This is a genomic window from Dialister sp. i34-0019-2H8 (genome assembly GCF_042846925.1).
Classification (GTDB): Bacteria; Bacillota; Negativicutes; order Veillonellales; family Dialisteraceae; genus Dialister.
In genome coordinates this window covers 193,761-218,392 of record NZ_BAABYQ010000001.1, presented here as the reverse complement: position 1 = coordinate 218,392, position 24,632 = coordinate 193,761, and the positions used below count along the sequence as shown (strand labels likewise).

Sequence of the window (24,632 nt, the reverse complement as noted above, 5' to 3'; positions counted from 1 at the left end):
TCCCCCTTCCTGAGGAAGGGGGTAGATGCAGCATCAGCCTAATCACTAGTCACTGATTTCCCTTCATTCGCTTCACGTAGACCATCAGGACCGACATATCCGCCGGAGAGACGCCGGAGATGCGGGAGGCCTGCCCCAGAGAGAGCGGGCGGATCTGATCGAGCTTCTGGCGGGCTTCGATGGAGATGCCGTCCAGATGGAGATAGTCGATATCTTCCGGCATCTTTTCCTTTTCCATACGCACTGCCTTTTGGACGGCGGCTTCCTGACGGGCGATATAGCCCTCGTACTTCACCGTGATCTCCATCTCCTCGATGGCCTCCGGATCGAAAGCGGGGCAGCCAAGGACATCGACCATGGTCTGGTAGGTCATCTCGGGACGCTTTAAGATCTTATCCGCGCCGATGCCTGTCGTGAGCGGAGCAGAGCCGACGCTTGCAAGCGCTGCATTGACAGCCGCCTTGGGCGTGAAGCGCTTCGCATGGATATAGGCCATCGCTTCCTCATAGGCCTTTTTACGGGAAAGGAAATGCGCGTAGCGCTCTTCTGTCACAAGACCGATGTCATGGCCCTTCTCGGTGAGGCGAAGATCCGCATTGTCCTGACGGAGGATCAGGCGGTACTCGCTGCGGCTGGTCATCATGCGGTACGGTTCATTCGTCCCCTTCGTGACGAGGTCATCGATGAGCGCACCGATGTAGGCTTCGTGGCGGGCGAGGATGAAAGGCTCTTTTCCCTTGATCTTGAGCGCCGCATTGATGCCGGCCATGAGCCCCTGTGCCGCGGCTTCCTCATAGCCGCTCGTGCCGTTTGCCTGTCCCGCGGAGTAGAGACCCGGGAGCTTCTTCACCTCGAGCGTCGGATAGAGCTGGAGCGGGTCTAAGAGGTCATACTCGATCGCATAGGCCGGACGCATGAGCTTCACATCCTCGAGCCCCGGGATGGTGCGCAGGAAGGCGTACTGCACGTCGATCGGCATGGACGTCGACATGCCCTGGACGTACATTTCATTCGTGTCAAGGCCTTCCGGCTCGATGAAGAGCTGGTGACGCTTCTTATCGGCAAAGCGGACGACCTTATCCTCGATGGATGGGCAGTAGCGCGCACCGACACCGTGGATCTTGCCCGCATACTTCGGGGCGCGCATCAGGTTATCACGGATGATCTGGTGCGTTTCCTCATTGGTATAGGTGAGCCAGCAGTTTCGCTGATTTCTGTCCTCCCGTTCATTCATGAAGGAGAAGGCATGGTTCATCGGATCGCCCTTTTCGAGCGCCATATGATCCAGATGCAGACTTCGGATATCGACACGGCTCGGCGTGCCGGTCTTGAAGCGGAGGATCTTTAGCCCGTGCTTCTTCAAATTCTCTGACAGACCGACCGAGGGACGCATGCCATTCGGGCCGCCGGAGTACATCGTCTCGCCGATGATGATCTCGCTGTCGAGGTACGTCCCCGTCGCCAGAATGACTGCCTTCGCGCGGTACTCTTCATGAAGCTCGGTCGTGATGCCGACGCATGCCCCGTCTTCCACGAGGATATCCATCACCTGCACCTGCTTCAGGTCGAGATTCTCTGTATTTTCCACCACCTTCTTCATATAGGTGTGGTACTTGTTCTTGTCCGACTGCGCACGGAGCGCGTAGACCGCCGGCCCCTTGCCGAGATTCAGCATGCGCATCTGGATGGCTGTCGCATCGGCTGCGATGCCCATCTCACCGCCCAGTGCATCGATCTCCTTCACAAGATGGCTCTTCCCCGGTCCGCCGATCGCCGGATTGCATGGCATCATGGCGACATTTTCCAGAGAGATCGTGGTGAGCAGCGTCTTCATCCCCATGCGCGCTGCCGCAAGTGCCGCCTCGCAGCCTGCATGGCCTGCGCCGACGACGATCACATCATACGTATCAATGAGATACATGGTATCCTTCTTTCTTTGCCTCGCAGGAGCTCTTCTCCTGCACTTGTTGATTGCTTATATTCCAAAGTCTTATTATATAAAATTTTTTCGTCCATTTCAAAGAAAGAATAGAAGAAGGTTGGCGGGTTCGGGGTTCGGGGTGGAGGGTTCAACAGGTTCTAAGGGTTCGGAAGGTTCAACAGGGTTGGTGCGGCGCCAGATCCTTCGACTCAGTTCTCACTGCTTTGCCTTTACATTATCGAACATCCGACATTTCACTCCGCTCAGGATGACGAAATGCGCCGCGGAGTATAAATAGGGCGATGCCCCAAAGTGGCATTTAAGTCACCAGTCACTAGTCACTCCTAATCCCTAGCCACTAATCCCTGCTTTCAAACTTCAGGGTTCGGGGTGAACACAATGAGAAATGAGAAATGGTGGTAGCGGCTTTGCCGAGATCCTTCGGCTCAGCTCGCAGCTGTTCTGGCATTCGTTATCTCACATACGACGTTTCTCGCCGCTCAGGATGACGAAACGGGACGATGCCCGCTGGCTGTGAGATTAGCGGCACTCTCGTATCGTCATTTCGAGCGTAGTCGAGAAATCTTTCTTGCATAACGGTTATCGAAGATTGTGCCCTGGTAGCATCCTCAATACCTCTCGTTTCCCGTCACCAAACATACGTCGATTTCCTGCCTGCCATAGAGATCCCTCCACTTCGGTCGGGATGACGTTGTGCGGTGTCCCCTTCGCGCAACCTGAACCCCGAACCCTGAACCAGACAACCTTTATTTCCCCACGCAGAATCTTTCGAAGATGGAATTGATGAGCTCCTGATCCACCGTGTCTCCGGTGATCTCCCCCAGCGTATGCCACGCCTCGGTGACATCAATGGTGATGCAGTCCGCAGGCATGCCAGAGTGGATGGACTCTTCGGCGCGGCGGACGGCCGCGAGAGCTTTCTTCACCAGATCCACATGCCGCAGGTTCGTCAAGAAGAGCTCACGGCCCGCGGAGACATCCTGATGCTGAGTGATATGATGAAGCTCCTCCTCCAGCTCGGCCATGCCGCTGCCGTAGCGAGCGGAGATCGGCACGACCGGAATATCCCCGGCGAGTGCTTTCACATCTCTCGTCTCGATCTCCTGCGGCAGGTCATACTTATTCAGAATGACAAGCGCCTTTCTTCCGCGAAGAGAGGCGAGCAGCGCGCGGTCCTCTTCCGAGAGCGGGCGAGAGCCGTCGATGACTGCCATGATGAGGTCAGCCTTCTCCATGGACTTCTTCGCGCGCTCGATGCCGATGCGCTCGATCTTGTTCTCCGTCTCACGGATGCCGGCTGTATCCATCAGGATGAGCGGCACACCGCCGATCTTGATGGACTCCTCGATGGTGTCGCGCGTCGTCCCGGGAATGTCCGTCACGATGGCCCGCTCCTCCTGCAAAAGTGCATTCAAAAGGCTCGATTTCCCTGCATTCGGGCGGCCCACGATCGCCGTGCGCAGGCCATCGCGGATGATGCGCCCCTCTTCAGAGCGAGAGAGCAGCCTCCGAAGCGATGAATCGATGGCAGAAAGCCCCTCTTCGATCTCCTCATTCGTGAGATCCTCCAGGTCTTCCTCCGGATAGTCGATGGTGACTTCGAGCTTGGCGATCAGATCCTTCAGTTGGTCGCGCGAAGCACGCACGAAGGAGGAAAGCGCGCCCGAGAGATGGCTTTCTGCCTGCGAGAGCGCCGCTGCCCCCTTCGCCTCGATGATATCCATCACGGCTTCCGCCTGCGACAAGTCGAGGCGGCCATTCAGGAAGGCCCGCTTCGTGAATTCACCGCGGTGCGCGGGGACGGCCCCCTTTTCCAGAACGAGCGAGAGCGTCTGGCGGAGCGCCTCCATCGAGCCGTGGATCTGGATCTCCACGACATCCTCGCCCGTATAGGAATGCGGCGATCTCATGTAGACGGCGAGCCCCTCGTCCACCTGCCGATCCCCTTCCATGACACGGCCGAAATACATGCGGTACGGCTCCGCTTCATGAAAACTCTTGATCTTCTTCGTATGAAATACGCGGTCTGCGACATCCGCCGCCTGCATGCCGGAAATGCGGATGATGCCGATCCCGCCCTCGCCCGGGCTGGTCGCGATCGCCGCGATGGTGGTCTCTTCGTACATAGGTTGGTACTCCTTCGGAATGGTAATCCCACAAATCATGGCAGTGACTGGAGGACAGTCACTGCTCACTTTTATCCTATTATAACGAACACAGAAGGAAGTGGCTAGGGAATTTGGGGTCAGCCCCTTGGGCGTACCGCTCTTTGATCGCCAATGAAAGCTCTGCTTTCGAGTGAGAAGTGAGGCATATGGGTGCGGCGCATAAAAACCAGAAGTACCACAAAGTTTTGAAATATGCGGTATTCTCGAAAGGTGAGAAACCCGTGAGCCTTTCGAACCTTCAGCCCCTTTTAGCCTATGAGGACAAACATAAAGCGCAGATCTTATTTTCTGCATTCAACCTTTCGGAAGCATAAACTTATGCACCCAAAAAGAGCACCCGCTATGCGGATGCTCTTTTTTACAGCGTCACCATGAAATGCCCGATCAGCATCTCAAGCGCCCGTTTCACTGTCTTTTGGAAGCGCTCCTCTGCAAGCACATACACCTCTTGCGCTGCGATGGACTCACTCTCCGTCCGTTTCGCCACGACACCGCAGACGGAGCCGGCACGAAGGCCCATGACGCTCGCCAGCGTGAAGAGCGTCGCATTTTCCATCTCAAAATTCGTACATCCCATCGCCTGAAAATCAGAGAGAAGCCCCTGATACGAGGTCCTGACATAGCCAGAGAAGCTGTCATAGCGCTCCTGCCCCGGCCAGAAGGAATCCGTCGAGACGGAGATGCCGACCTGATACGGCACCTTGAGGCTTTCCGCCGCTTTCATGAGCGCCAGTGTCACCGTCATATCCGCCACAGCCGGATACTCCGCGGGTGCATAGGCCTTCGACGCGCCGTCGCGACGCACCGAAGCCCGATCGATCACCAGATCGCCGAGCTCAAGTTCTTCCTGAATGGAGCCCGTCGTCCCCGCGCGGAGAAAGGTCGTGACCCCGAGACGCGCCAGCTCTTCCACAGCAAAGCTCATGCACGGCCCGCCCATCCCCGTCGACATGACAAGCACCGGCTCACCGGAGACGCGGGCCAGCCAGCTCGTATAGTCGCGATGCGAGGTGAGAAAAACGGCAGACGGATCCAGCGCCTTCGCCAGCCCCGGCACCCGCCCCGGATCTCCGGGCACGACAGCGTAGCGCGCGCCCGCCAGCTGTTCCTTCGTAAGACCCGTGTGATACATGACCTCGCCTGCCTTGGCATAGTGATAGTTTCTCATAGTGGACCTCCTTTGGGTGACTGGGGACTGGTGACTAGTGACTGGGGATTAGTAGCTAGGGATTAGGGATTAGGAACCGCGAGTGACTGGTGACTTGAATACGACTTTCGGGCATCGCCCCTTTATACTCCGCGGCGCATTTCGTCATCCTGAGCGGAGTGAAATGTCGGATGTTCGATCATGTAAAGGCGGAACAGTAAGAACTGAGTCGAAGGATCTGGCGCCGCACCACCATTTCGCATTTCGCATTTCTAATTTCTCATTCAACCAAAGTCTTCATCCCCGAAAGGGCGCCCCGCCCACGGGCTAACCCTCCCCCTAAACCACAAAAGGGGACTTGTCCCCATCCAAGTCCCCTTTGCCCTTACTTTTTATTTTTCTTCTTTTTCTTATCCTTCTTGCCTTTTTTGTGCTTCTTGCACTTCTTAATCTTGGCGGAGATGAGCCTCTCCTCCTCTGGAAGCGTCAGCTCCTCGCCGGCCGGATACATCTCCTCTTCGGAGAGCTCCCAGTCGCCGTCGATATTATCTTCGCCATCGGGCCGTCCCAGCGTATGGGTCTTGTACTCGATATTGATATCGCTCCCATCCGTATCCAGAGAGACAGCCGCTTCGCCGCCCTTCTCGATCAGGTCGGTCAGGATCTCCTCCATCTCATCGGCAAGAGCGATGATATCCTTCAGACGCTCTTCCTCCGCCGGACGGTTATCCAAGCTCGGATCCAGCATGTAGCTCTGCAGGAATGCGCGGTCTTCATCGATCCGCCGGCTCATAGCCGAGAGCGTTTCCTTCCAGTTCTTCGTCTCCATTTGTTACTCCTTTGCGGAAGCCGTGCCTTCCGTCACCAATACCTTGTCGATGCGCCTGTTGTCGCAGTCTACGATCTCAAAGGTAAAACGCCCATATGTGACCTTCTCCGTTTCCTTCGGGATGTAGCCCAGAAGGTAAGTGAGGAAACCGCCGAGCGTCTTGTAGTAGGCCTCTTTCTCTCCGGGCAGTTCTCCCTCGATATGGAAATGCTCACGGAAATCATCAATGGAGCACAGCCCCTCCACCAGCCAGGCATGTTCGCCGCGACGGATGAATTTATTCTGCTCCTCCAGAATATCCTCCTTGTCTCCGGGCATATCCCCTACGATCTCCTCCAGTACATCATGCAGCGTCACAAGGCCGGACAGCGTCCCGTACTCATCGATGACGATCGCCTCATGCACCCCGCGCGTGCGGAAGAGCTGCAGGAGCTTCGTCAGGATGAGCGTCTCCGGGATGAAAAGCGGCTGATGGATCGTATCCATGATCGATGCTTTCAAAGGCTTGCCCGGATGCTTGTGCTGATCGATCAGGATCTCCGACACATCCGCAAGCCCCTTGAAGTCATCCAGCGAGCCCTTGCCGACCGGCAGGCGGAAATGGGATGTCTCCATCATATCCGCCCAGATCTTCTTCTCTTCATCCTCCAGATCCAGCCAGTCAAGCTGCGGACGCGCCGTCATGCAGTCCGACGCCGTGCGGTCATTCAGCTCAAAAACATTATCAATGATCTCAGGCTCTTCCTTATCGAAGGTACCGAGGCGCGCGCCCTGCTGAAGAAGGACCTTGATCTCCTCCTCCGACACCGGCTGCTCGCCGCCCATCTTCACACCGAGGAAGCCCACCACGATCTTCGTCGACCATGTGGAGAACCACACCAGCGGCCGGCATGCCGTCGCCATGATAATCATCGGACGCGCGATGACGCACGCCGCCTTCTCCGGCACCGCGATGGCGATCCACTTCGGTACCAGCTCGCCGATGATGAGCGAGAAATAAGTGACGAGCACCATCACCGTCACCATGCTGATCTCGCGCGCATACGGAGCGAGCAGGGAGATCTTCTCCATCTCACTCGCCAAAGGCCCCGCCAGCGACGCTCCTGAAAACATACCCGTGATGATGCTGATGGTGGTGATGCCCACCTGAATGGTCGCAAAAAGCTCTTCCTTCTCCTCGGCAAGGCGCAGCGCATACACCGCGCTCTTATTGCCCTCGTCGATGAGCTCCTGCAGCTTCGTCTTCCGCGCTCCGACGATGGCGATCTCCGCCAGAGAACATACCGCATTGCCTAAAACAAGCAGGATAATAATGATCAGTTCAAGCCATATGTGGCCGTCGTCCATCTTCTTTTCTACCTCCTGGGAAAACACTATTGAACGATGTGTCTCTATTATAGCATGAAATAAATGCCGCGAGGGAAAAAGATGGACGGATAAAGGTTCAGGGTTCAAGGTTCAAGGTTGAGGGTTCAGGGTTCAGGGTTCAGGGTTCAGGGTTCAGGGGTGAAGTGGCGGCTTCACCGCCTTTTTTAGAGGATGGTATTCTCGTATCGCAGCCTTCCCCGCTAGGGTAATGCTATTAAGTTAAGCGGCAGAACGTTCTCGGCTCCCCATCGGGGGAGCTGCCCGAAGGGGAAAGCAAGTCGCTCCGACGTTAATTCTGACTGCATTTGTATGTCGATTGAAAGTCCTCTTCATCGAAATACGCAATACTAGTCCCTAGTCACTCATCCCCAGCCACCTCACAGCACGTAAAAAAGCCGCCTTGAGATCATCAAGGCGGCTTTTCTTAGTTGCCAAATACGTCCTTTCCTTCCTCCGGTGCTTCCGGTGCTTCCGCCTTGCAGTACTTGATCTGCTTGCAGATGCACTTGTCCTTCAGCTTGTACAGCTCGGGCAGGAAATCCATCAGCTTCGTAAAGGTCTCATCATTGATCCTGTACTTCGTCCACAGACCCTCGCGACGCGCATTCACCACGCCGGACTCGATCAGGATCTTCATGTGATAAGACAGCGTCGACTGCGACAGCGTGAAATTCGAAAGAATGTCGCAGGCAGACATCTCCCGGCATGACAGCATGTCGATCACCCGCAGTCGCGTCTCATCGGAAAGCGCTTTGAAAATCAATGCAAACTCTTTATAACTTGGCTGAAAATCCATAACAAACCCCCTCTTCTTCCAGTCCACGTGCGCCGTTTCTGTCCGCCGCCTGTCATCGATAGATTTAAATGTATAGAAAACATTTTATCGCAAATGAAGCGGACTGTCAAACAAGGGACGGTTGGATTTGAGGTTCAAGGTTTGGGGTTCAGGGTTAGCCCATGGGCCTGCCGCCCTTTGATTGCATGTGAAAGCTCTACTCACCAGTTAGGAGTTAGGAGTTAGGAGTTAGGAGTTAGGAGTGCTGGTGCGGCGCATAAAAATCAGAAGCGCCGCGGAGTTTTGATAGCGCTTCGCGCGCATCGTCATTTCGAGCGTAGCCCTCGATCTTTATTGCAGAACGCTCATTGCCGCATGTGAGGCAGTACCAGGACATCGTTTTCCCTCGGCGCATACACGCTGATTCCCGCAGTGCAGTAAAGATTCCTCGGCTGCGCTCAGGATGACGATGCCGGACAATCCCAGTCACTCCTAATCCCCAATCCCTAATCCCTAGCTACTCATCCCTGCTTTCAAACTTCGGGGTTAGTTCCTTGGGCGTGCCGCCCTTTAATTGCGTGCGAAAGAGGGGGGAGCGGGTTCAACAGGTTCAGAGGGTTCAACGGGGGGTGGTGCGGCGCAAAAAATAATGAGGTGCCGCGGAGTTTTGATGACGCTTCGCGCCGTCGTTATCGGAAGCGAACCCTGCGAAAGCTATAGTCATGCGCGCCCAGAAGTTCTTGACCGCCCCATGTGATCGTGCTACAATGAGGATGCGAAATGGATTCCAGCATCCGTAAAAGCACAAAAGAATGAGCCCCCTTGAGATCTCGACCATCTCAAGGGGGCTCTTCTTGTTCAAAGCACAAGAATAAGCTTCGGCTTATCACTCACTGCCCCTTTACCGGTCAAGCCATTTGCAAATGTAGTACGCGACTACACTTGCTGCGACCGAGAGAAAAAATGATTCCAGCATTCGCAAAAGCACCTCCCTTCAGTCACAAGACTATGCATGGGGAGTTGCAGTGTGACGTGTATAGTATATCATACGTCTTATTGCACAAAAACCGACTTTTATGTTTGCGGCGCTTTCTCATTATTATGCGCCGCACCAACATTTCTAATTTCTCATTTCTAATTTCTCATTCGAGCAAAGCTTTCATCCACAATCAAGGGGCAGCACGCCCCAGGGCTACTCCTTTTTAAATGTCCAATACCTCGGCACGAAGATGTCTTCATAAAGATTGATGGCGAAATTATCAGTCAGCCCCGAGATGTAGTCGACAGCCGCACGGGGAATGTCACCCCCGGCAAGTCGGAGCTGCTTCTCCGGAAGACGGTCGTAGCAGGCCCCCGACCTGTCCCTCTCCGTGTAATAGGAAAAGAGCATCTTCACCACATGGCTTCCGCGATCGCGATCGGGGATGAGGTTATCCGACATATAGACGGCGCGGAACATGAATCGCCTGAAATCCAAAAGGATCCTGTCGCCCTCCTCACACATATGGATGCCGTCCGTCTCATCCTGCATCGAATGCTCCACGACGTCAGTCACCATCGCAGTGATCATGGAGGAGTGCGTCGTCCCGATGCGGCGGCGGATCTCCTCGGGCACATCCGTCGCGGTGATGAGCCCCATGGACTCCGCATCCTCATAGTCGTGGCAGAGGTAGGCGATGCGATCGGCATACTTGATCAGACTGCCTTCGAGCGTGTGCGCCTTGAGCGGTCCGCAGTGGTTCAGCATGCCGTCGAGCACAGGGAGCGTCAGATTCAGCCCCGCACCGTCCCGTTCGAGCCTCTCTGCGATGCGGACGCTCTGCTCATTATGCTCGAAATGGCCATAGATCTCCTTGAGCGCCTGTTCCCCGACGTGGCCAAAGGGCGTGTGCCCAAGGTCATGTCCGAGTGCGATCGCCTCCACGAGGTCTTCATTCAGGGACAGCGCGCGCGCCATCGTCCGCCCGATCTGTGCGACCTCGAGGGTGTGCGTCATCCGCGTCCGATAATGATCGCCCTGCGGCGCGATGTAGACCTGCGTCTTGTGCTTCATCCGCCGGAAGGAATTGCTGTGGAGGATGCGGTCACGATCCCGCGCAAAGTCCGTCCGGAGCGGATCCTTCGCCTCCGCATGCGCCCGCTTCGCCTCCTTCACATGAAAGGCGCGCGGCGACAGGGCATCGTATTCTCTCTCTTCGATCCGTTCCCGTGGATTCATAGTAGGCCTCCTTGGAAAAATGATGGTGTGTTTATTTTATTGTAGCATAAAAAAGAGTTCGGGGTTCACCCGTGGGGCGTGCTGCCCTTTGATTCCATTTGAAAGCCGCGATGAGTAGCTAGGGATTAGGGATTAGAAATCTCAAGTGACTTGAATACCACTTTCGGGCATCGCCCCATATATACTTCGCGGCGAAGCCGCCACCTTCACTCCTAATTCCTCACTCCTCATTCCTCATTCGAGCAGAGCTTTCGCACGCGATCAAGGGACAGCACGTCCCCGGGGCTAACCCTGAACCTTTTTTATGCTATAATGAAGAAAAGAAAGGGGGCTTTCCCATGAAACTCACAAAGTATCTCTCCATCTTCGCGCTCACCGGTGCGCTTCTTTTGGCGATGCCTTCTGCGGAGGCTTCGCTCTGGCCGGGACTGGGGACGACAGCTCAGGAACGCTCGGGCGCTTTCCGCACGGATGCCTTCGACACGGACCATGCGGTGATGAAGACACCCTATCTCCTCTCGCAGGCCAACAATGCGGAGTACGCCGGCAAGGTGAATGCCGTCATCGGCCGCGAAAAGGCTGACTTCACGGCGTCCCTCCGCACGGAGAATGAATACGGCAAGACGCTTGGCTGGATGACCTGGCATGAAGGGATGATCGGCAACTACATCAATAACACGCAGGGCATCACGAGCATCGTCCTCATCTCTCAGATGCTCCGCGCCGGTGCCGCGCATGGCGAAACACACGCCAAGGGGCTCACATGGAACAGCGCCGGCGATCTCCTCTCCCTGAAGGATATCCTTCCTGATCTCACGGTCTATGATGTGAACCAGTGCATCGAGGTGACTGCGAAGAAGAAGAACATTCGTCTCTTCGACGATCATGCCGTGACGGAGCTTCCGACCAATTTCTACGTCGGCAAGAACCGTGTGGTCTATGCCATTTATCAGCCCTACGACATCGCGCCCTACTCCGAAGGTGTCGTATCGATCGCGATCGGTAAGATCTGAAAGCAGGTTCAGGGTGAGTTCGTGGGGCGGTAATGCTATTAAGTTAAGGAAAATGTTAGCGCCGTAACGACTTGCTTCCCCCTTCGGGGGAAGTGCCGAAGGCAATAGGGGCATGCTAACGGTATAACGCTCCATGTTGAATAGTCCGATGCTATCGATATTCCAACATTTTCAGGCAATACCGCTACGTAGCCCCCTCAGCCCTCCGGGCAGCTCCCCCGATGGGGAGCCAAGAATGATCTGCCGCTTAACTTAATAGCATTACGTGGGGCGTGCCGCCCCCCCTGATTGCGTTTGAAAGTCTTGCGCGAATGAGAAATTAGAAATGAGAAATGCGAAATGGTGGTGCGGCGCATAACAATAAGGAAGCGCCGCGGAATTTCATATAAAGGGGTATTGGGGCGCTTTATGAATTGCGCGCCCCTTCCTCCACTCCTCACTCCTCACTCCTCACTTTTCCCCGACGTTTTTCAGGAAAATGAGATGGTCTTAGCACGACAAATCAAAACACCCGCAGCGAAGGGGTACGCTGCGGGTGCTTTTTGATGGCTTTTTTATCTGTCTCTTTCTCTGGTACGGCAGAGGCCGCGTTCACAGTTGCGCAGGAAGCGGAGAAGATGCTCCACCTCCGGTGTGGACGGGAAGTCCTGTTCCATTTCTTCGATGGCTTCAGAGAGCTTCATACCGGAGCGGAAAATGATGCGATAGGCCTTCTTGAGGAGGCTCTTGCCTTCCGGCGTGATGCCATTTCTGGAAAGTCCGACACTGTTCAGCCCTACGACGCGGGCCGGATTGCCATCTGCGATGACATAAGGGCAGACATCCTGCACGATCTTGGACATGCCGCCGACCATAGCACAGGCGCCGATCTTGACGAACTGGTGAAGGCCGCTCATGCCGCCGATGACGGCATGGTCTTCGACAGTGACATGGCCTGCCGCGCCCGAGAAGGAGGACATGACGATGTGGTCGCCGAAGCAGCAGTTATGTGCGACGTGGGTATAGGCCTGCAGCATATTGTAAGAGCCGATGCGTGTCTCGCAGTTTTCCCCGGTCGCTCTGTGAATGGTGACGTATTCACGGAGAAGATTGTGATCGCCGATGACGACGGTGCTGTATTCGTCTGCGAATTTCAGATCCTGCGGGTCTTCTCCAATGACCGCATGCGGATAAATGTGATTCTCTTTGCCCATGCGGACATTCTTCGCGATGACAGCGTGCGGCCCGATGATGGTGCCTTCGCCGATCTCGCAGTTTTCTCCGATATAGGCATAAGCACCGATGACGACATTCTTGTGAATGATCGCGCTCGGATGAATCACGGCCGACGGATGGATATCCGGTGCCTCATTTTTCAAGACTTTGAGTTCCATTGTTCTTTCCCCTTTATGACAGCTTGCACTGATCTTTTGATCGCCCGAAGGCGAATTTAAGTTTTCATAATACATAATCCGTTCGCAAGCAGTCGAATTATACTTCCATCTCAAGCGAAATCCGGCGTTCTGTCGCCGTTTATTATTATTTTCTCTCTATTTCGCTGATTTTTAACCATTTTCAATTTTTGAAAAAACTTCAAACGGCAGCCGGCATGATGCCGGAGGTCCCTTCTGCCCTTTTATTTCTTATCTTCCGGGCCTTCATTCGGGTCGAGAAGATAGAAGAGGAAGTCCGCTTCTGCCTTATGCACGCCCTCGACCGAGCATTCGCAGTGGACCTTGCCCATGCGGCCGATGATCTTCTTGATGACAGCCTTGGTGACCATCTGGTCGCCGGGGAGGACCGGAGAGCGGAAACGGACATGATCCATACCGGTGAACAGCGGGATAAGGCCTCTGTTTTCTTCCGGATACTGGAGCGCTACGCCACCGACCTGCGCCATGGCTTCACAGATGAGAGCGCCCGGCATGACGGGATGTCCCGGGAAATGTCCCTGGAAAAATGGTTCATTCATGGTGACGGATTTTACGCCGACCGCATAGTCCATCGGGACCAGCTCGGTGATCTTGTCGACCAGAAGCATCGGATAGCGATGCGGCAGGATTTCCATGATTTCTTCTACGTTGAGTTCCATAAGTGTTTCCTCCTTGAAAATGACGGGGTTCTTATCGATGATGACTATCGCTCGCAGGCAAAGGTTTCCTCCAAGGATAGAAGATGGGATTCATTATTATTTCTTCAGAGCCTGCAGCTTTTCGGACAGCTCGGCATTCAGCTTGTGGCTGCCGAGAACGGCGATGATGTGCGCCTGCAGCGGCCCTACGAGGGAAATGTCGCCCAGAATATCTAAGATCTTGTGACGGACCAGTTCATCCTGAAAGCGGAGCTTCGAGAGACATTTGTCTTCGGAATAGACGACCGCATTTTCCAGCGTGCCGCCTTTGCCAAGCCCCATCTTTCTCATGGCTTCAAGCTCCCATGTGAAGCCGATGGTGCGGGCAGGAGAGATCTCCTTGCGGTAGCTCTCTTCATCAAGGATCACATCCAGCGTCTGGCAGCCGAGGAGCGGGTGCGGATTCATGGATGTGAAGGTCACACGAAGACCATCATAGGGGAGTGCCGCAATGAATTTCTTATCGCCCTCATAGACAGCGACGCTGTGATCGAGCGTGAGGACCGGGATGGTCTCTTCCTGCTCTTCGATGCCGCCTTCGAGCACCATGTCGACAAAGGTCTTGGACGAGCCGTCTCCGACCGGCGGCTCGGCAGAGTCCATCTCGATCAGGCAGTTGTCGATGTGGAGCGCAAAGAGTGCGGAGAGGACATGCTCGACGGTGAAGACCTTCGCCGCGCCGTCCTCGAGCGTAGTCGCGCGCATGGTATTGGTGATATTCTGGCTCTTCGCAGCGACTGTCGGTGCGCCCGCAAGATCGACTCTCCGGAAGAGGATGCCCGTCCCTGCTTTGGCCGGATGCATGGTCATGGTCACAGGCAGCCCGGAGTGCAGGCCATTGCCTTTGTAGGTGACGGATTTCTGGATGGTGTGCTGTTTTCTATTCACGATGAGTACCTTTCATGAGAAAGAAAGATCACGGCAGGAAGCGGCCGGAATGCCCCCGATGCAAAGCCCCGTCCCCGCGATGCCGTTATATATGTATTCATGATAACTAGTTAATTATATACTTTTTTCAAGAACTGTTCAAGATTTTTCGCATCTTCTTGAGAATTTCGGAAGCAGTGACTGGCGATTAGGAATGAGTGGCTAGGGATTGGGGATTGGGGATTGGGGATTAGAAATCTCAAGTGACTTGTGACTAAGAGACTAGGAGACATCAGACTCCCGTATCGTCATTTCGAGCGCAAGCGAGAAATCTTTGTCATTCGCGGTCAGGCGGACAATGTTTGGAAAGTTCAAAACAAGAAACCTGCCAGCCGGGAGACCTTCGGGCATCGCCATTATTTTATACTCCGCGGCGCTTCCATATTTTTATGCACCGCACCACCATTTCGCATTTCTAATTTCTCATTTCTCATTCAATCGAGGCTTTCAAACGTAAGCAAAGGACGCCCCGCCCCACGAACTCACCCTGAACCCTCCAGCCTGATTTCTCTTGCTGAAATCTCGTAAGGACTCTATACTAATAGAAGTAACTCATTCCTGATAAGGAGATCTCTATGAAAAATTTCCTCGCGCAGGAGCATGAGAAGCTCTCACTCTGGTGGGCGGCGATCTCCGCGAAAGAGATCACGCTCTACCTGCTGCTCACCCTTGCCCTTCTCCTCCCTGTTTATCTATACTATGCCGCGCTCGGCATCACGGGACTCACGGAGTGGTACCGCTGCCTTCGCAACTTTGCCGAATGCGGCCTGCTCTTCTTCCTGACCGAGCTCGTCACGAGGCGCAGCCTTCTGCATCCCTTCTGGCGGATCGGATACATCCCCTTCTTCTCATGGATCCTGATCTTCCCCTACGTGCTGACGCACGCAGTGAACGGCATGACGGACGCCTCCTTCAACCACCTCTCGCCCTACTTTCTGACCGCGATGGCGATCCTGCTCCTCCTCTTCTTCGTGATGAATGTGATCAGCCGCGTCTATGTCGGCAAACGGCTCGCGACGCTGATCTGTCTTGCGCTCGTCTGCTTCTTCACCTTCAATGCCTTCATCTTCCTCACGCATTACGAATTCATGGGGATCATGATGACATCGAAGGAAATGTTTTTCGCCCTGACGAATACCAGCCGCTGGTTCGAACGCATCGTGCTGTCGCACATCTCGCCGATGCTGCTCCTCTTCTTTCTCACGCTGGCGCTCGCCTTCGCGGCGCTCTACGCAAAATGGATCTACCGCAGCGCCTACTGTCTCTCTCCGAAGTGGATCCCGAAGAACAGAAAGTCCTACTCCGTCATTCACCGTATGCTGCAATTTCTCGTTTTCTTCGGCTGTCTGTGGCTCTTCCTGCGCTGGGCGAGTGAATGCTTCCCCCTCCACGACTACGAAACCGCCAAGCAGTACAATGAATATATCGAGTACATAAAAAATACGACCCTGTGAGTATGGACAGGCCCCCACAGGGGATGCGGTACAAATGCGGCGCTTCTCTGGATACGGCGCACCGCCCCCCAATCCTGATCCCCAGTCACCCCACCCGAAAGGACCCTCCCATGAACATCAAAGAAGAAACCCGCAAAATGAAGCTCGCCTCTCCCATTCTGGCTGCGGCTTCGCTCGAAAAAAGGAATCACGCACTCGCCCTCATCCGCGAATCGCTCCTTGCAAGCAAGGAAGAGATCTTTGCCGCCAATCACAAAGACCTCGCGCTGGCAGAAGAAAGCGGCATCGCCCCTGCCGTCAAGAAGCGCCTCAAATTCGATGAAGGAAAGCTCGCTGACGTAGAAGCAGAGCTCACCGGCCTCATCGCTCTGCCGGATCCGATCGATCGCGTGACGCTCGCCCGCGAGCTCGACGAAGGGCTCTCTCTCTACCGTGTGACCTGCCCCATCGGCGTCATCGGCGTCATCTTCGAAGCCCGCCCCGATGCGCTGGTACAGATCTCCTCCCTCTGCCTGAAGAGCGGCAACTGTGCCATCCTGAAGGGCGGCAAAGAAACGACCTACACAAACCGCGTCCTCTTCCGTCTGATCCAGAAGGCCGCCATCGCTGCCGGTCTTCCGGAGAATGCACTGCTCCAGGCCGAGCAGCACAATGAGATCGACGAGCTTCTCGAATGTCACGAATCCGTCGACCTCCTCATCCCGCGCGGCTCGAATGCATTCGTGCAGTACATCATGTCTCACACCGCGATCCCTGTCCTCGGCCATGCGGACGGCGTGTGCCATATCTACGTCGACAAGGACTATGAGGAAGAGATCGCCATCCCCGCCATCGTAGATGCCAAGGTGCAGTATCCCGCTGCCTGCAATGCAGTCGAGACCATCCTTGTCCATCGGAGCATAGCGAAGGATTTCCTGCCGAAGCTCGCCCGCGCCCTCACCGATGCCGGCGTCACGATCCGCGGCACGAAAGAGGTGAATGACATCATCCCTGTCGATGTCATTCCTGAGAGCGAAAGCTTCCACAAGGAATACCTCTCCCTCACCCTTGCCATCAAGCTCATCGGCGACCTCGACGAAGCGATCTCCCACATCAATACCTTCGGCAGCCATCACACCGACTGCATCATGACGAAAAATGAAGCGGCTGCCAAACGCTTCATGGCACTCGTCGACTCCGCAGGCGTCTATCAGAATGCCTCCACCCGCTTCGCTGACGGCTTCCGCTACGGCTTCGGCGCAGAAGTCGGCATCTCCACCTCCAAGATCCACGCCAGAGGCCCTGTCGGCCTCGAAGGCCTCATCTCCTACAAGTACAAGCTCTTCGGCCACGGCCAGATCGTAGGCGACTACGCATCGGGGAAGAAACAGTTCCATTTTAAGGATCTGAAGTAATGAGTGACTAGTGACTAGTAGCTAGGGATTAGGGATTAGGGATTAGGTTCAACGAGGACGGTGCGGCGCTTCGCGCCATCCCCCACGCAAAAGACGGGCGGCAGAAACGAAATCGTTTCTGCCGCCCGTTTTACCATTGTATGACACCCGATGAGGTTCAGGGTTTAGAGGTCTCAAGTAACTAGTGACTTGTGACTCTCTCGTATCGTCATTTCGAGCGTAAGCGAAAAATCTTTGTCATTTGCGGTCAGGCGGTCGATATCAGGGAATCCCAAACGAGAAAACCTGCTTATCCGCAGACCTTCGGGCATCGCCATTATTTATACTCCGCGGCGCTTCTATATTCTGATGCGCCGCACCGCCATTTCGCATTTCTAATTTCTCATTCAAGCAAAGCTTTCATCCCCAGTCAAGGGGCAGCACGCCCCACAGGCTAGCCCTGAACCCATCAACCCTTTTACTTCACATCCACGACGCCGAATTTCCCATCCTGCATCTTCATCAGGATCAGATCGACGACCGGATCGCGCTTTTCGTCGAAGCTGAATGTGCCGCAGACACCCTTGAAGTCCTTCATCTGCGCCAGCGCATCGCGGATCTTCTTGTGATCGGTGGTCGTACCCGCACGCTGCATCGCATCCATCGCCATGTAGACGCCGTCATACGCACTGGCGGCAAACTGATCTGGCGCACGGCCATAGGCCTTCGTGTAGCTTTCCACGAATTTCTGCACCTTTTCATCCTTGCGATCCGCCGACCACATGGACGATACATAGACATTGTCCGCAGCCGCGCCTGCCATCTTGCCCAGCTCCGGCGAAACGAAGCCATTGTCCCCTAAGACCGGCTGATCCATCCCCATCTCTCTCATCTTCTTCAGGATGCGGGAGCCTTCCTGATAGTAACTGCATACGACGATGACATCCGGGGCCTTGTGCTGGATATTCGTCAGCTGCGCGGAATACTCGCTGTCCTTGCTGCCGAAGGTCTCGACATCGATGACCTGCACGCCTTCCTCTTCCATCGTCTTCTGGAAATATTTCTGCGCGGTCACATGCTGCTCATTGTCATGGGCATAGAGGATCGCTGCGGTCTTGTAGCCTAAGAGCTTGTGCGTCTTCTTCACCGTCTGCGGGATATTCTTCGACTCCGGCACGGAATTTCTGAAAATGCAGTCTCCGATATCCGTGATGTTTTCCGCCGTGACGGAGATCTCCAGCGACGGCACCTTTGCATTCTGGATGACGGGGCCTGCCGCCTTCGCCTCATTGGATGTCATTGGCCCGATGATCATCGATACCTTCTCCTGGATCAGCTTCTTCGTCGCATTCATCGAGTCCGCCGGGACAGCCTTCGTATCCTCCACCAAGAGATCGATCGGGAAATCGCCCTTCTTATTGATCTCCTCGACAGCGAGGCGTACGCCCTCCTCCTCCGACTTGCCATATGCGGCCGCACCGCCCGTCAGCGCTGCCGTGAAGCCGATCTTCGCCGCATTCTTCGCGCCGGAAGACACCGCGCCGCCCGTCTTGCCGCCGCAGCCGGAGAGCCCTGCCATCATGATGGCAGCCATGGAACAAATACCGATCGTCTTCATTACTTTTCTCATATGCATCATCTGTGTTTCCTCCTAGTTTACATGGATCATAAAAACCGCCCCTGAAAGAGGCTTTCCTCTCCCAGGGGCGGTTTTCCGCGGTGCCACCCTGATTTATCACTCACCATGAAAGAAAAAGCGCCTCCGTCCGATCCCTCGGACAGAGGCGCGTCTGCGCTGTACCACTCTGTGCTTATCTCTCTTCCACTTCGTATAATATAAAAGCCCCTGTCTCTTCCGAGACAGGGGCGAGGTTTCGCGGTACCACCCTGCATTATACTTTCATGGTTCATCCGTAACGGGGACTTCCGCCTTCTCTACGGCATCACTGCTTCGATCCGGAGCTCTTGGGAGAGTTCGTCATATGCTTCCTGCCGATTTTCACCAACCATCGGCTCTCTGAAAAGAACATCATATCACTTGATCCCAGTCATCGCATGGGGTATTGAGTTGCACTAATCATACACGGCAACGCGCCGTCTGTCAAACGATTTTTCTTTGTATGCTGTTTTGGAATAGGTACGCATAACAGGTATGCGTCGATGCGATAGAGGACGAGAAAAGTCCCCGGTCACACGCTCCGCATCAGGAAGAGGGTAAGCGCAGTGAGCGCAAAGTACGGGCCATAGGCGAAGGCGCTCTTGCGCTTCTTGAGCCGAAGGAGCATCAGGAGAAGGGCGGCGAGACCGCCAAGGATGATACCGGCCATCGTGACGAAGAGGAGAGCATCTGTCCCCAGCCAGAGACCAAGCGAGGCGATGAGCTTCACATCGCCCCCGCCCAAAGCCCCGCGCGAGAGGATGGCAAGCACGAGGAAGGCCGCGCCGCCAATAGCGGCTGCAAGGAGATGATCGCTCAGGCGGGGAAGTTGGAGGAGCGAGAGGAGAAGCCCGCCCGCCGCGAAGGGAAGCATCATCGCATCAAAAAGGCAGTACTGCTCAAAGTCAGTCGCCGTCATGAGCAGAAGGAACGCGGAGGCGAAGAGCAGAAAGAAAAGCTCGACAGGGCTAGATGCGATGTAGACCGCGCGCGCGCCGCAGAGAAGGAAAGCGAGCGGGAGAAGAAAACGCCGCAAGCGTCCCCGTTCTTTGACCGCCAAAGGAAAGGTCAGGATGTCCCGGTGCGACGCATAGAGACGGTCAATCCATGCATTTCCAAAGCGATGCAGCAGAAATGTCATGAGCAGCACAGCCGCGCCGCCGATCAAGTAAAAGAAGTCCATATGTCTACCTTGCATTCTTTCGCTGGATATCTTACAATACAGATAGAAACGGTGCCATCCGATAAACGGTTATGGCTCCATATGATTATCAAGTGTAGAAAAACCGCTTAACTTTCCAGGGCTAAGGCGGTTTTTCTATTGGCTATTTCAGCAATGCGGCAATGCACACCGTCATCAGAAAAACAACTGTAAAAAAATCGTATTTCGTCATCTGACCCACCCCTTTCGGGGTCTTTATTTAAGGAAACGCTGATTCAATCGCAGAGTCGGATTTCATATGGATTTTATACATAGCTTCGTCATCATCTTCCTTAAATAGCTCGCTATTCGCGTCAAATGATTCCTCGCTCTATATAAAAATCCAAGAATGAAATCTGACAACGATTGAATCAGTGTTTCCTTAACCGCCTATCGTTTACGATGGCACCGCCCGTATCATACCATAAAATGATGTCCGTTCATAGCCGCGCGGCTATGAACTTCTCCATTTCCCTTCACGCAAAAAGCCTCGCCCTTACGGGTCGAGGCTTTTTGCGTGAAGGGAATTACAGTCCGAAACGAGCGAAGATCTCATCGACATGGACGAGCATCGGCTTGTAGTCGAAGCAGGCTTTGATCTCTTCTTCGTTCAGATACTTTCTGACATCTTCATCCTTGCAAAGATTTTCGTAGAAATCTTCGCCCTGAAGCCAGCGTTTCATCGCATTTCTCTGTACCCAGCGATATGCGGTGTCGCGGTAAGCGCCTTTCGCTACGAGAGCGAGGAGGACGCGCGGGCTGTAAATGAGGCCGCCGGTGAGGTTCAGATCAGCGAGCATCTTGTCCGGATAGACGAGGAGCTTGTCGATGAGGTCGGTGGTCTGTGCGAGGATGTAGTCCAGAGCGATGGTCGCATCCGGGAACATGACGCGTTCGACGGAGGAGTGGGAAATATCTCTTTCGTGCCAGAGCGGGATGTCTTCGAAGGCAGGGAGGCTGTAGCCCTGGATGAGGCGTGCCATGCCGCAGATCCTTTCGGACTTGACCGGATTTCTCTTATGCGGCATCGCAGAGGAGCCCTTCTGCTTCGGGCTGAAATATTCTTCCGCTTCTCTCACTTCGGTTCTCTGCAGGTGGCGGACTTCCAGAGCCATTTGGGCAAGGGTGCCGGCGATGACGCCTAAGGTCGTGATGTATTCGGCGTGGTGGTCACGCTGTACGACCTGAGTCGCTACGACTTCTTTGGCAAGGCCCATCTTCTTGCAGACATATTCTTCGACGTATGGATCGATGTCTGCATAGGTGCCTACCGCGCCGGACAGCTTGCCGACAGCCATTTCTTCTGCGGCTCTCTTCATGCGGTCAATGTTTCTGAGCGTCTCGGAGTACCAAAGGAGCAGCTTCAGACCGAAGGTGGTCGGTTCTGCATGGACACCGTGGGTGCGGCCGATGGTCGGGGTATACTTGAATTCGACAGCTCTTCTCTTCAGGACTTCTGCCAGCTTTTCCAGATCTTCCAGAAGGACAGCAGAGGCCTGTTTGATCTGTACATTGAGGCCGGTATCCTTCACGTCGGTGGAGGTAAGGCCCATGTGGATGTACTTGGCATCATCGCCTACATATTCCCCGACATTCGTGAGGAAAGCAATGATGTCGTGATTGATCTCACGATCGATCTCATGGATGCGGTCGACATCAAAGTCTGCCTTCGCTTTGATCACTTCGACCGCTTCCTTCGGAATGCGGCCCAGCTCTGCATTTGCTTCGCAGGCTGCGATCTCTACATCAAGCATTGTCTGCCATTCATTTCTTTCATTCCAGATCTTTTCCATGACTGGACGTGTGTACCTCGGTATCATCAGAGTTCTCCCTTCGGTTGACCAATGCGGGCCGCGATCTCGCGCCCGACGACTACACCGGCGGCGGAGGCCTGTACCAGGCCCCTGGTGATGCCGGCTCCATCACCAATAGCGAAGAAATTGGGAATCTTCGTTTCCAGCTGGGAAGACAGTGCGATGCGGGAGGAGTAGAACTTCACTTCCACGCCATAGAGAAGGGTGTGGCGCGAGTTCGCTCCCGGGCATGCTTCATCCAGCGCTTCAAACATCTCCATAATATCCTTTAAGAAGCGATATGGCAAGACCAAAGATAGATCTCCCGGCGTTGCCGAGGGCATGGTGGGATGGATCAGCCCTCTTCGTATGCGCTCTGCCGTCGAACGACGGCCGTCACGCAGGTCGCCCAGGCGCTGCACGATGGGTCCGCCGCCCAGCATGTTTGCCAGTGTCGCTATGTATTTCCCGTACTCGATCGGTTCATGAAAGGGCTCGGTGAACTGCTTCGACACCAGAATGGCGAAATTGGTATTCTCACTTTTTTTGTGTGCATACGAATGCCCATTCACCGTCATAAGTCCGTTGTTGTTCTCCGTCACGACGAAACCATACGGATTCATGCAGAACGTGCGTACACGGTCGTCGAAGGATCTGGAGAAATACACCAGCTTTGACTCATAGCAGATGTTCGTGATCGGCTCGAAGACTTCGGCCGGCGACTCCACGCGGACGCCGATGTCGACTGCATTCGACTCGGTCGGAAGACCGATCCGCTTCGCTTCTCCGGTGAACCACTCCGCGCCGTCACGCCCCGGTGCGGCCACGAGGTACTTGCAGCGGTACGTCTCGCCGCCCGCAATGACGCCCTGCACCACGCCATCGCTCACAAGGATCGTATCCACCGGACACTTTGACTTCACCGTCACATTGGCCGGCAGACTGTCACGCATGCGGGAGAGGATCTCTCCATTCACATCCGTCCCCAGATGGCGGATGCGCGCTGGGATGAAGGACAAGTCGGCGGCTGCCGCCCGCCGCTTCAATTCATGCAGCTCCTCCTTGTACTCATCCCCGTAGACCTTGCGATCAGCCCCGCCGTAGCGGCAGTACACGCCGTCCACATAGGAGATCAGCCGGGCGAGCTCGCCCTTATTCATATAGTCATCCAGATTTCCGCCATAGTCCGTCGTGAGCGTCAGCTTCCCGTCAGAGAAGGCCCCCGCGCCGCCCCAGCCGGATACGATATTCGCATAGCGGTCGGCCGCCTTCGCCTGCCTATTCTTATTGAGCGCGATGCGCTCACGAATATCCAGCCCCTTCTCCAGGATCAGGATGGACATCCCGGTATCGGCCAGCTCGAGCGCCGTGAATATCCCCGCCGGACCGGCACCGATGATAATGAGATCGAAATCGTTTGGCATAAGAAACCCCCGTTTCTCGTAATGCACCCATGGATGCTTGCGTTCATGGCTAGTGACAGATGCGGCAGGTGACAGGGTCGTGCAGCGCCAAACAACGCCACCTATGAATACGGCTCCGGTCACAGCTCACCCATCTGCCAGTCACTCTCATGCAGGCATAAAAAAAGCCCCGCATGGGGGCCAGATACATTTTACGTATCCCTTGTCCTATTTTACGCAAAAGAAGAGTGCGTGTCAAATACGACAAGACCGGAGGGAACGGCGGAAGGCTATGAGGCGAAAGAGTGTCCGCCGCCCCTTTCGACCACTGGTCATTGCGAACCCTTTCGATTTCCTGTATACTATAAATCATATGTAATCTATAAAATAAATGAAGAAAATGTTGGCTTGCACACAAAATCAGTATTTCCTTACAGGAGGATTCATGGCACTCACAAAGAAAGCGGAACGGACAAAAGCAAAGCTTCTGGATTCTGCCCAGCGCCTGATCAGCGCACATGGCTTCGACAATGTATCCGTGGAAGACATCACGAAGGACTCCGGCGTGGCCAAAGGCACCTTCTATCACTACTTCGAATGCAAGGAAGACGTTGTCCGCGAGCTCTCCCGCAAAACAGCCATGGCGACCATCGAGCGCGCCATCGCCCATGACGGCGATGTGATCGAGCGCTGCTGCTTCTATTTTGGCGAGATCTACAAGGACTGCATGTGGAGCGGCGTCCGTATCGTCCGTCAATGGCTCCGTGACAGCGTGGAAAACAAGCACGCACACCCCGAGCAGAATACAGAAGCCCTCTACGACCTCTATCTCGCCCTCGAGAAGATCCTCTCCATCCATCAGGGCGAAGGCAAAGGGGAGCTCCGCAGTGATGTCCCCAAGACCATCCTCTGCCGCATCTTGGTCAGCTACTTCATCGGCGTCATCACCGTCTGGTGCATGCTGAATGCCTCCTTCAACCTCGCCAAAGACTCCGAAAACTACCTGAAGCTCAACATCGAAAATCTCCTCGGGCCGTACGTGGAGAAGTGACTAGTGACTAGGGACTAGGGACTGGGGACTGGGGACTTGAATACCGCCTTCGGGCATCGCCCCATATACTCGCGGCGAAGCCGCCACCTTCATTTATCATTTCTAATTTCTCATTCGAGCAGAGCTTTCATCCACCATCAAGGGGCGGCACGCCCACGGGCTGACTCTGCTGCCTGCCAACCTTCGAGCATTGCCCCCTTGAC

General features: G+C 54.9%; 18 protein-coding genes. 4 read left to right on the top strand and 14 right to left on the bottom strand.

Features of this window, described 5'->3' with window-relative positions; translation table 11 throughout:
* Positions 1-49 precede the first annotated feature (49 nt).
* From mnmG to ACGG9R_RS00755, 7 genes are all read right to left on the bottom strand, one after another.
* Entirely contained in the window at positions 50-1,921 is a 1,872-nt protein-coding gene (gene mnmG, locus ACGG9R_RS00785) for a tRNA uridine-5-carboxymethylaminomethyl(34) synthesis enzyme MnmG (protein WP_390150337.1), read from the bottom strand.
* 767 nt (positions 1,922-2,688) lie between these two features.
* Positions 2,689-4,068 carry a tRNA uridine-5-carboxymethylaminomethyl(34) synthesis GTPase MnmE gene (gene mnmE, locus ACGG9R_RS00780; protein ID WP_390150335.1) on the bottom strand — a complete coding sequence of 460 codons (1,380 nt, stop codon included), beginning with the start codon at positions 4,066-4,068 and terminating at the stop codon, positions 2,689-2,691.
* 400 nt (positions 4,069-4,468) lie between these two features.
* Positions 4,469-5,278 (bottom strand): uridine phosphorylase, encoded by an 810-nt coding sequence (gene udp / locus ACGG9R_RS00775; protein WP_390150332.1) that lies wholly within the window; start codon positions 5,276-5,278, stop codon positions 4,469-4,471.
* A 364-nt stretch (positions 5,279-5,642) separates the two neighbouring features.
* A complete protein-coding gene (locus ACGG9R_RS00770; protein WP_390150330.1) occupies positions 5,643-6,086 on the bottom strand; it encodes a hypothetical protein in 444 nt (147 codons plus the stop codon).
* 3 nt (positions 6,087-6,089) lie between these two features.
* Positions 6,090-7,433 carry a hemolysin family protein gene (locus tag ACGG9R_RS00765; protein WP_390150327.1) on the bottom strand — a complete coding sequence of 448 codons (1,344 nt, stop codon included), beginning with the start codon at positions 7,431-7,433 and terminating at the stop codon, positions 6,090-6,092.
* A 445-nt stretch (positions 7,434-7,878) separates the two neighbouring features.
* The gene (locus ACGG9R_RS00760) at positions 7,879-8,250 is read right to left on the bottom strand and encodes an ArsR/SmtB family transcription factor (protein WP_390150325.1); all 372 of its coding nucleotides are present in this window, start codon (positions 8,248-8,250) and stop codon (positions 7,879-7,881) included.
* A 1,171-nt stretch (positions 8,251-9,421) separates the two neighbouring features.
* Complete coding sequence (locus tag ACGG9R_RS00755) at positions 9,422-10,447, bottom strand: deoxyguanosinetriphosphate triphosphohydrolase (RefSeq protein WP_390150322.1); 1,026 nt, start codon at positions 10,445-10,447, stop codon at positions 9,422-9,424.
* A gap of 338 nt (positions 10,448-10,785) precedes the next feature.
* On the opposite strand from ACGG9R_RS00755, the gene ACGG9R_RS00750 reads away from it, so the two are divergent.
* On the top strand, positions 10,786-11,460 hold the full coding sequence (locus tag ACGG9R_RS00750) for an RsiV family protein (protein ID WP_390150319.1): 675 nt from the start codon (positions 10,786-10,788) through the stop codon (positions 11,458-11,460).
* A 554-nt stretch (positions 11,461-12,014) separates the two neighbouring features.
* Here the strand turns inward: ACGG9R_RS00750 and lpxA are convergent.
* From lpxA to lpxC, 3 genes are all read right to left on the bottom strand, one after another.
* Positions 12,015-12,833 (bottom strand): acyl-ACP--UDP-N-acetylglucosamine O-acyltransferase, encoded by an 819-nt coding sequence (gene lpxA, locus ACGG9R_RS00745; protein WP_390150316.1) that lies wholly within the window; start codon positions 12,831-12,833, stop codon positions 12,015-12,017.
* Positions 12,834-13,075: 242 nt separating this feature from the next.
* Positions 13,076-13,531 carry a 3-hydroxyacyl-ACP dehydratase FabZ gene (gene fabZ / locus ACGG9R_RS00740; RefSeq protein ID WP_390150313.1) on the bottom strand — a complete coding sequence of 152 codons (456 nt, stop codon included), beginning with the start codon at positions 13,529-13,531 and terminating at the stop codon, positions 13,076-13,078.
* A gap of 96 nt (positions 13,532-13,627) precedes the next feature.
* On the bottom strand, positions 13,628-14,458 hold the full coding sequence (gene lpxC, locus ACGG9R_RS00735) for a UDP-3-O-acyl-N-acetylglucosamine deacetylase (RefSeq protein ID WP_022105982.1): 831 nt from the start codon (positions 14,456-14,458) through the stop codon (positions 13,628-13,630).
* 614 nt (positions 14,459-15,072) lie between these two features.
* On the opposite strand from lpxC, the gene ACGG9R_RS00730 reads away from it, so the two are divergent.
* Both ACGG9R_RS00730 and ACGG9R_RS00725 read left to right on the top strand, forming a co-directional pair.
* Positions 15,073-15,951 carry a hypothetical protein gene (locus ACGG9R_RS00730; protein ID WP_390150309.1) on the top strand — a complete coding sequence of 293 codons (879 nt, stop codon included), beginning with the start codon at positions 15,073-15,075 and terminating at the stop codon, positions 15,949-15,951.
* A 110-nt stretch (positions 15,952-16,061) separates the two neighbouring features.
* Complete coding sequence (locus ACGG9R_RS00725; RefSeq protein ID WP_390150306.1) at positions 16,062-17,345, top strand: glutamate-5-semialdehyde dehydrogenase; 1,284 nt, start codon at positions 16,062-16,064, stop codon at positions 17,343-17,345.
* 457 nt (positions 17,346-17,802) lie between these two features.
* On the opposite strand, the gene ACGG9R_RS00720 is transcribed toward ACGG9R_RS00725, so the two are convergent.
* The 4 genes from ACGG9R_RS00720 to ACGG9R_RS00705 all read right to left on the bottom strand — a co-directional run bounded on the left by ACGG9R_RS00720 (position 17,803) and on the right by ACGG9R_RS00705 (position 23,399).
* A complete protein-coding gene (locus ACGG9R_RS00720) occupies positions 17,803-18,960 on the bottom strand; it encodes an ABC transporter substrate-binding protein (RefSeq protein WP_390155025.1) in 1,158 nt (385 codons plus the stop codon).
* Between the two features lie 553 nt (positions 18,961-19,513).
* A complete protein-coding gene (locus ACGG9R_RS00715; protein WP_390150303.1) occupies positions 19,514-20,164 on the bottom strand; it encodes a prepilin peptidase in 651 nt (216 codons plus the stop codon).
* Positions 20,165-20,709: 545 nt separating this feature from the next.
* Positions 20,710-22,002: an adenylosuccinate lyase gene (purB, locus tag ACGG9R_RS00710; RefSeq protein WP_055237228.1), complete on the bottom strand. Its 1,293-nt coding sequence runs from the start codon at positions 22,000-22,002 to the stop codon at positions 20,710-20,712.
* The gene (locus ACGG9R_RS00705; protein WP_390150300.1) at positions 22,002-23,399 is read right to left on the bottom strand and encodes an NAD(P)/FAD-dependent oxidoreductase; all 1,398 of its coding nucleotides are present in this window, start codon (positions 23,397-23,399) and stop codon (positions 22,002-22,004) included. Before ACGG9R_RS00705 ends, purB begins: the two co-directional genes overlap by 1 nt.
* 424 nt (positions 23,400-23,823) lie before the next feature.
* Here ACGG9R_RS00705 and ACGG9R_RS00700 point away from each other — a divergent pair, with 424 nt between their 5' ends.
* Positions 23,824-24,429 carry a TetR/AcrR family transcriptional regulator gene (locus ACGG9R_RS00700; protein WP_390150297.1) on the top strand — a complete coding sequence of 202 codons (606 nt, stop codon included), beginning with the start codon at positions 23,824-23,826 and terminating at the stop codon, positions 24,427-24,429.
* Positions 24,430-24,632 lie beyond the last annotated feature (203 nt).

Coding starts and splice junctions, on each gene's coding strand:
- ACGG9R_RS00700 (WP_390150297.1), top strand. CDS start 23,824: ATGGCACTCACAAAGAAAGCGGAACGGACAAAAGCAAAGCTTCTGGAT.
- ACGG9R_RS00770 (WP_390150330.1), bottom strand. CDS start 6,086: ATGGAGACGAAGAACTGGAAGGAAACGCTCTCGGCTATGAGCCGGCGG.
- ACGG9R_RS00755 (WP_390150322.1), bottom strand. CDS start 10,447: ATGAATCCACGGGAACGGATCGAAGAGAGAGAATACGATGCCCTGTCG.
- udp (WP_390150332.1), bottom strand. CDS start 5,278: ATGAGAAACTATCACTATGCCAAGGCAGGCGAGGTCATGTATCACACG.
- ACGG9R_RS00720 (WP_390155025.1), bottom strand. CDS start 18,960: ATGCATATGAGAAAAGTAATGAAGACGATCGGTATTTGTTCCATGGCT.
- ACGG9R_RS00705 (WP_390150300.1), bottom strand. CDS start 23,399: ATGCCAAACGATTTCGATCTCATTATCATCGGTGCCGGTCCGGCGGGG.
- ACGG9R_RS00765 (WP_390150327.1), bottom strand. CDS start 7,433: ATGGACGACGGCCACATATGGCTTGAACTGATCATTATTATCCTGCTT.
- ACGG9R_RS00760 (WP_390150325.1), bottom strand. CDS start 8,250: ATGGATTTTCAGCCAAGTTATAAAGAGTTTGCATTGATTTTCAAAGCG.
- purB (WP_055237228.1), bottom strand. CDS start 22,002: ATGATACCGAGGTACACACGTCCAGTCATGGAAAAGATCTGGAATGAA.
- lpxA (WP_390150316.1), bottom strand. CDS start 12,833: ATGGAACTCAAAGTCTTGAAAAATGAGGCACCGGATATCCATCCGTCG.
- ACGG9R_RS00730 (WP_390150309.1), top strand. CDS start 15,073: ATGAAAAATTTCCTCGCGCAGGAGCATGAGAAGCTCTCACTCTGGTGG.
- ACGG9R_RS00750 (WP_390150319.1), top strand. CDS start 10,786: ATGAAACTCACAAAGTATCTCTCCATCTTCGCGCTCACCGGTGCGCTT.
- fabZ (WP_390150313.1), bottom strand. CDS start 13,531: ATGGAACTCAACGTAGAAGAAATCATGGAAATCCTGCCGCATCGCTAT.
- mnmG (WP_390150337.1), bottom strand. CDS start 1,921: ATGTATCTCATTGATACGTATGATGTGATCGTCGTCGGCGCAGGCCAT.
- ACGG9R_RS00725 (WP_390150306.1), top strand. CDS start 16,062: ATGAACATCAAAGAAGAAACCCGCAAAATGAAGCTCGCCTCTCCCATT.
- ACGG9R_RS00715 (WP_390150303.1), bottom strand. CDS start 20,164: ATGGACTTCTTTTACTTGATCGGCGGCGCGGCTGTGCTGCTCATGACA.
- mnmE (WP_390150335.1), bottom strand. CDS start 4,068: ATGTACGAAGAGACCACCATCGCGGCGATCGCGACCAGCCCGGGCGAG.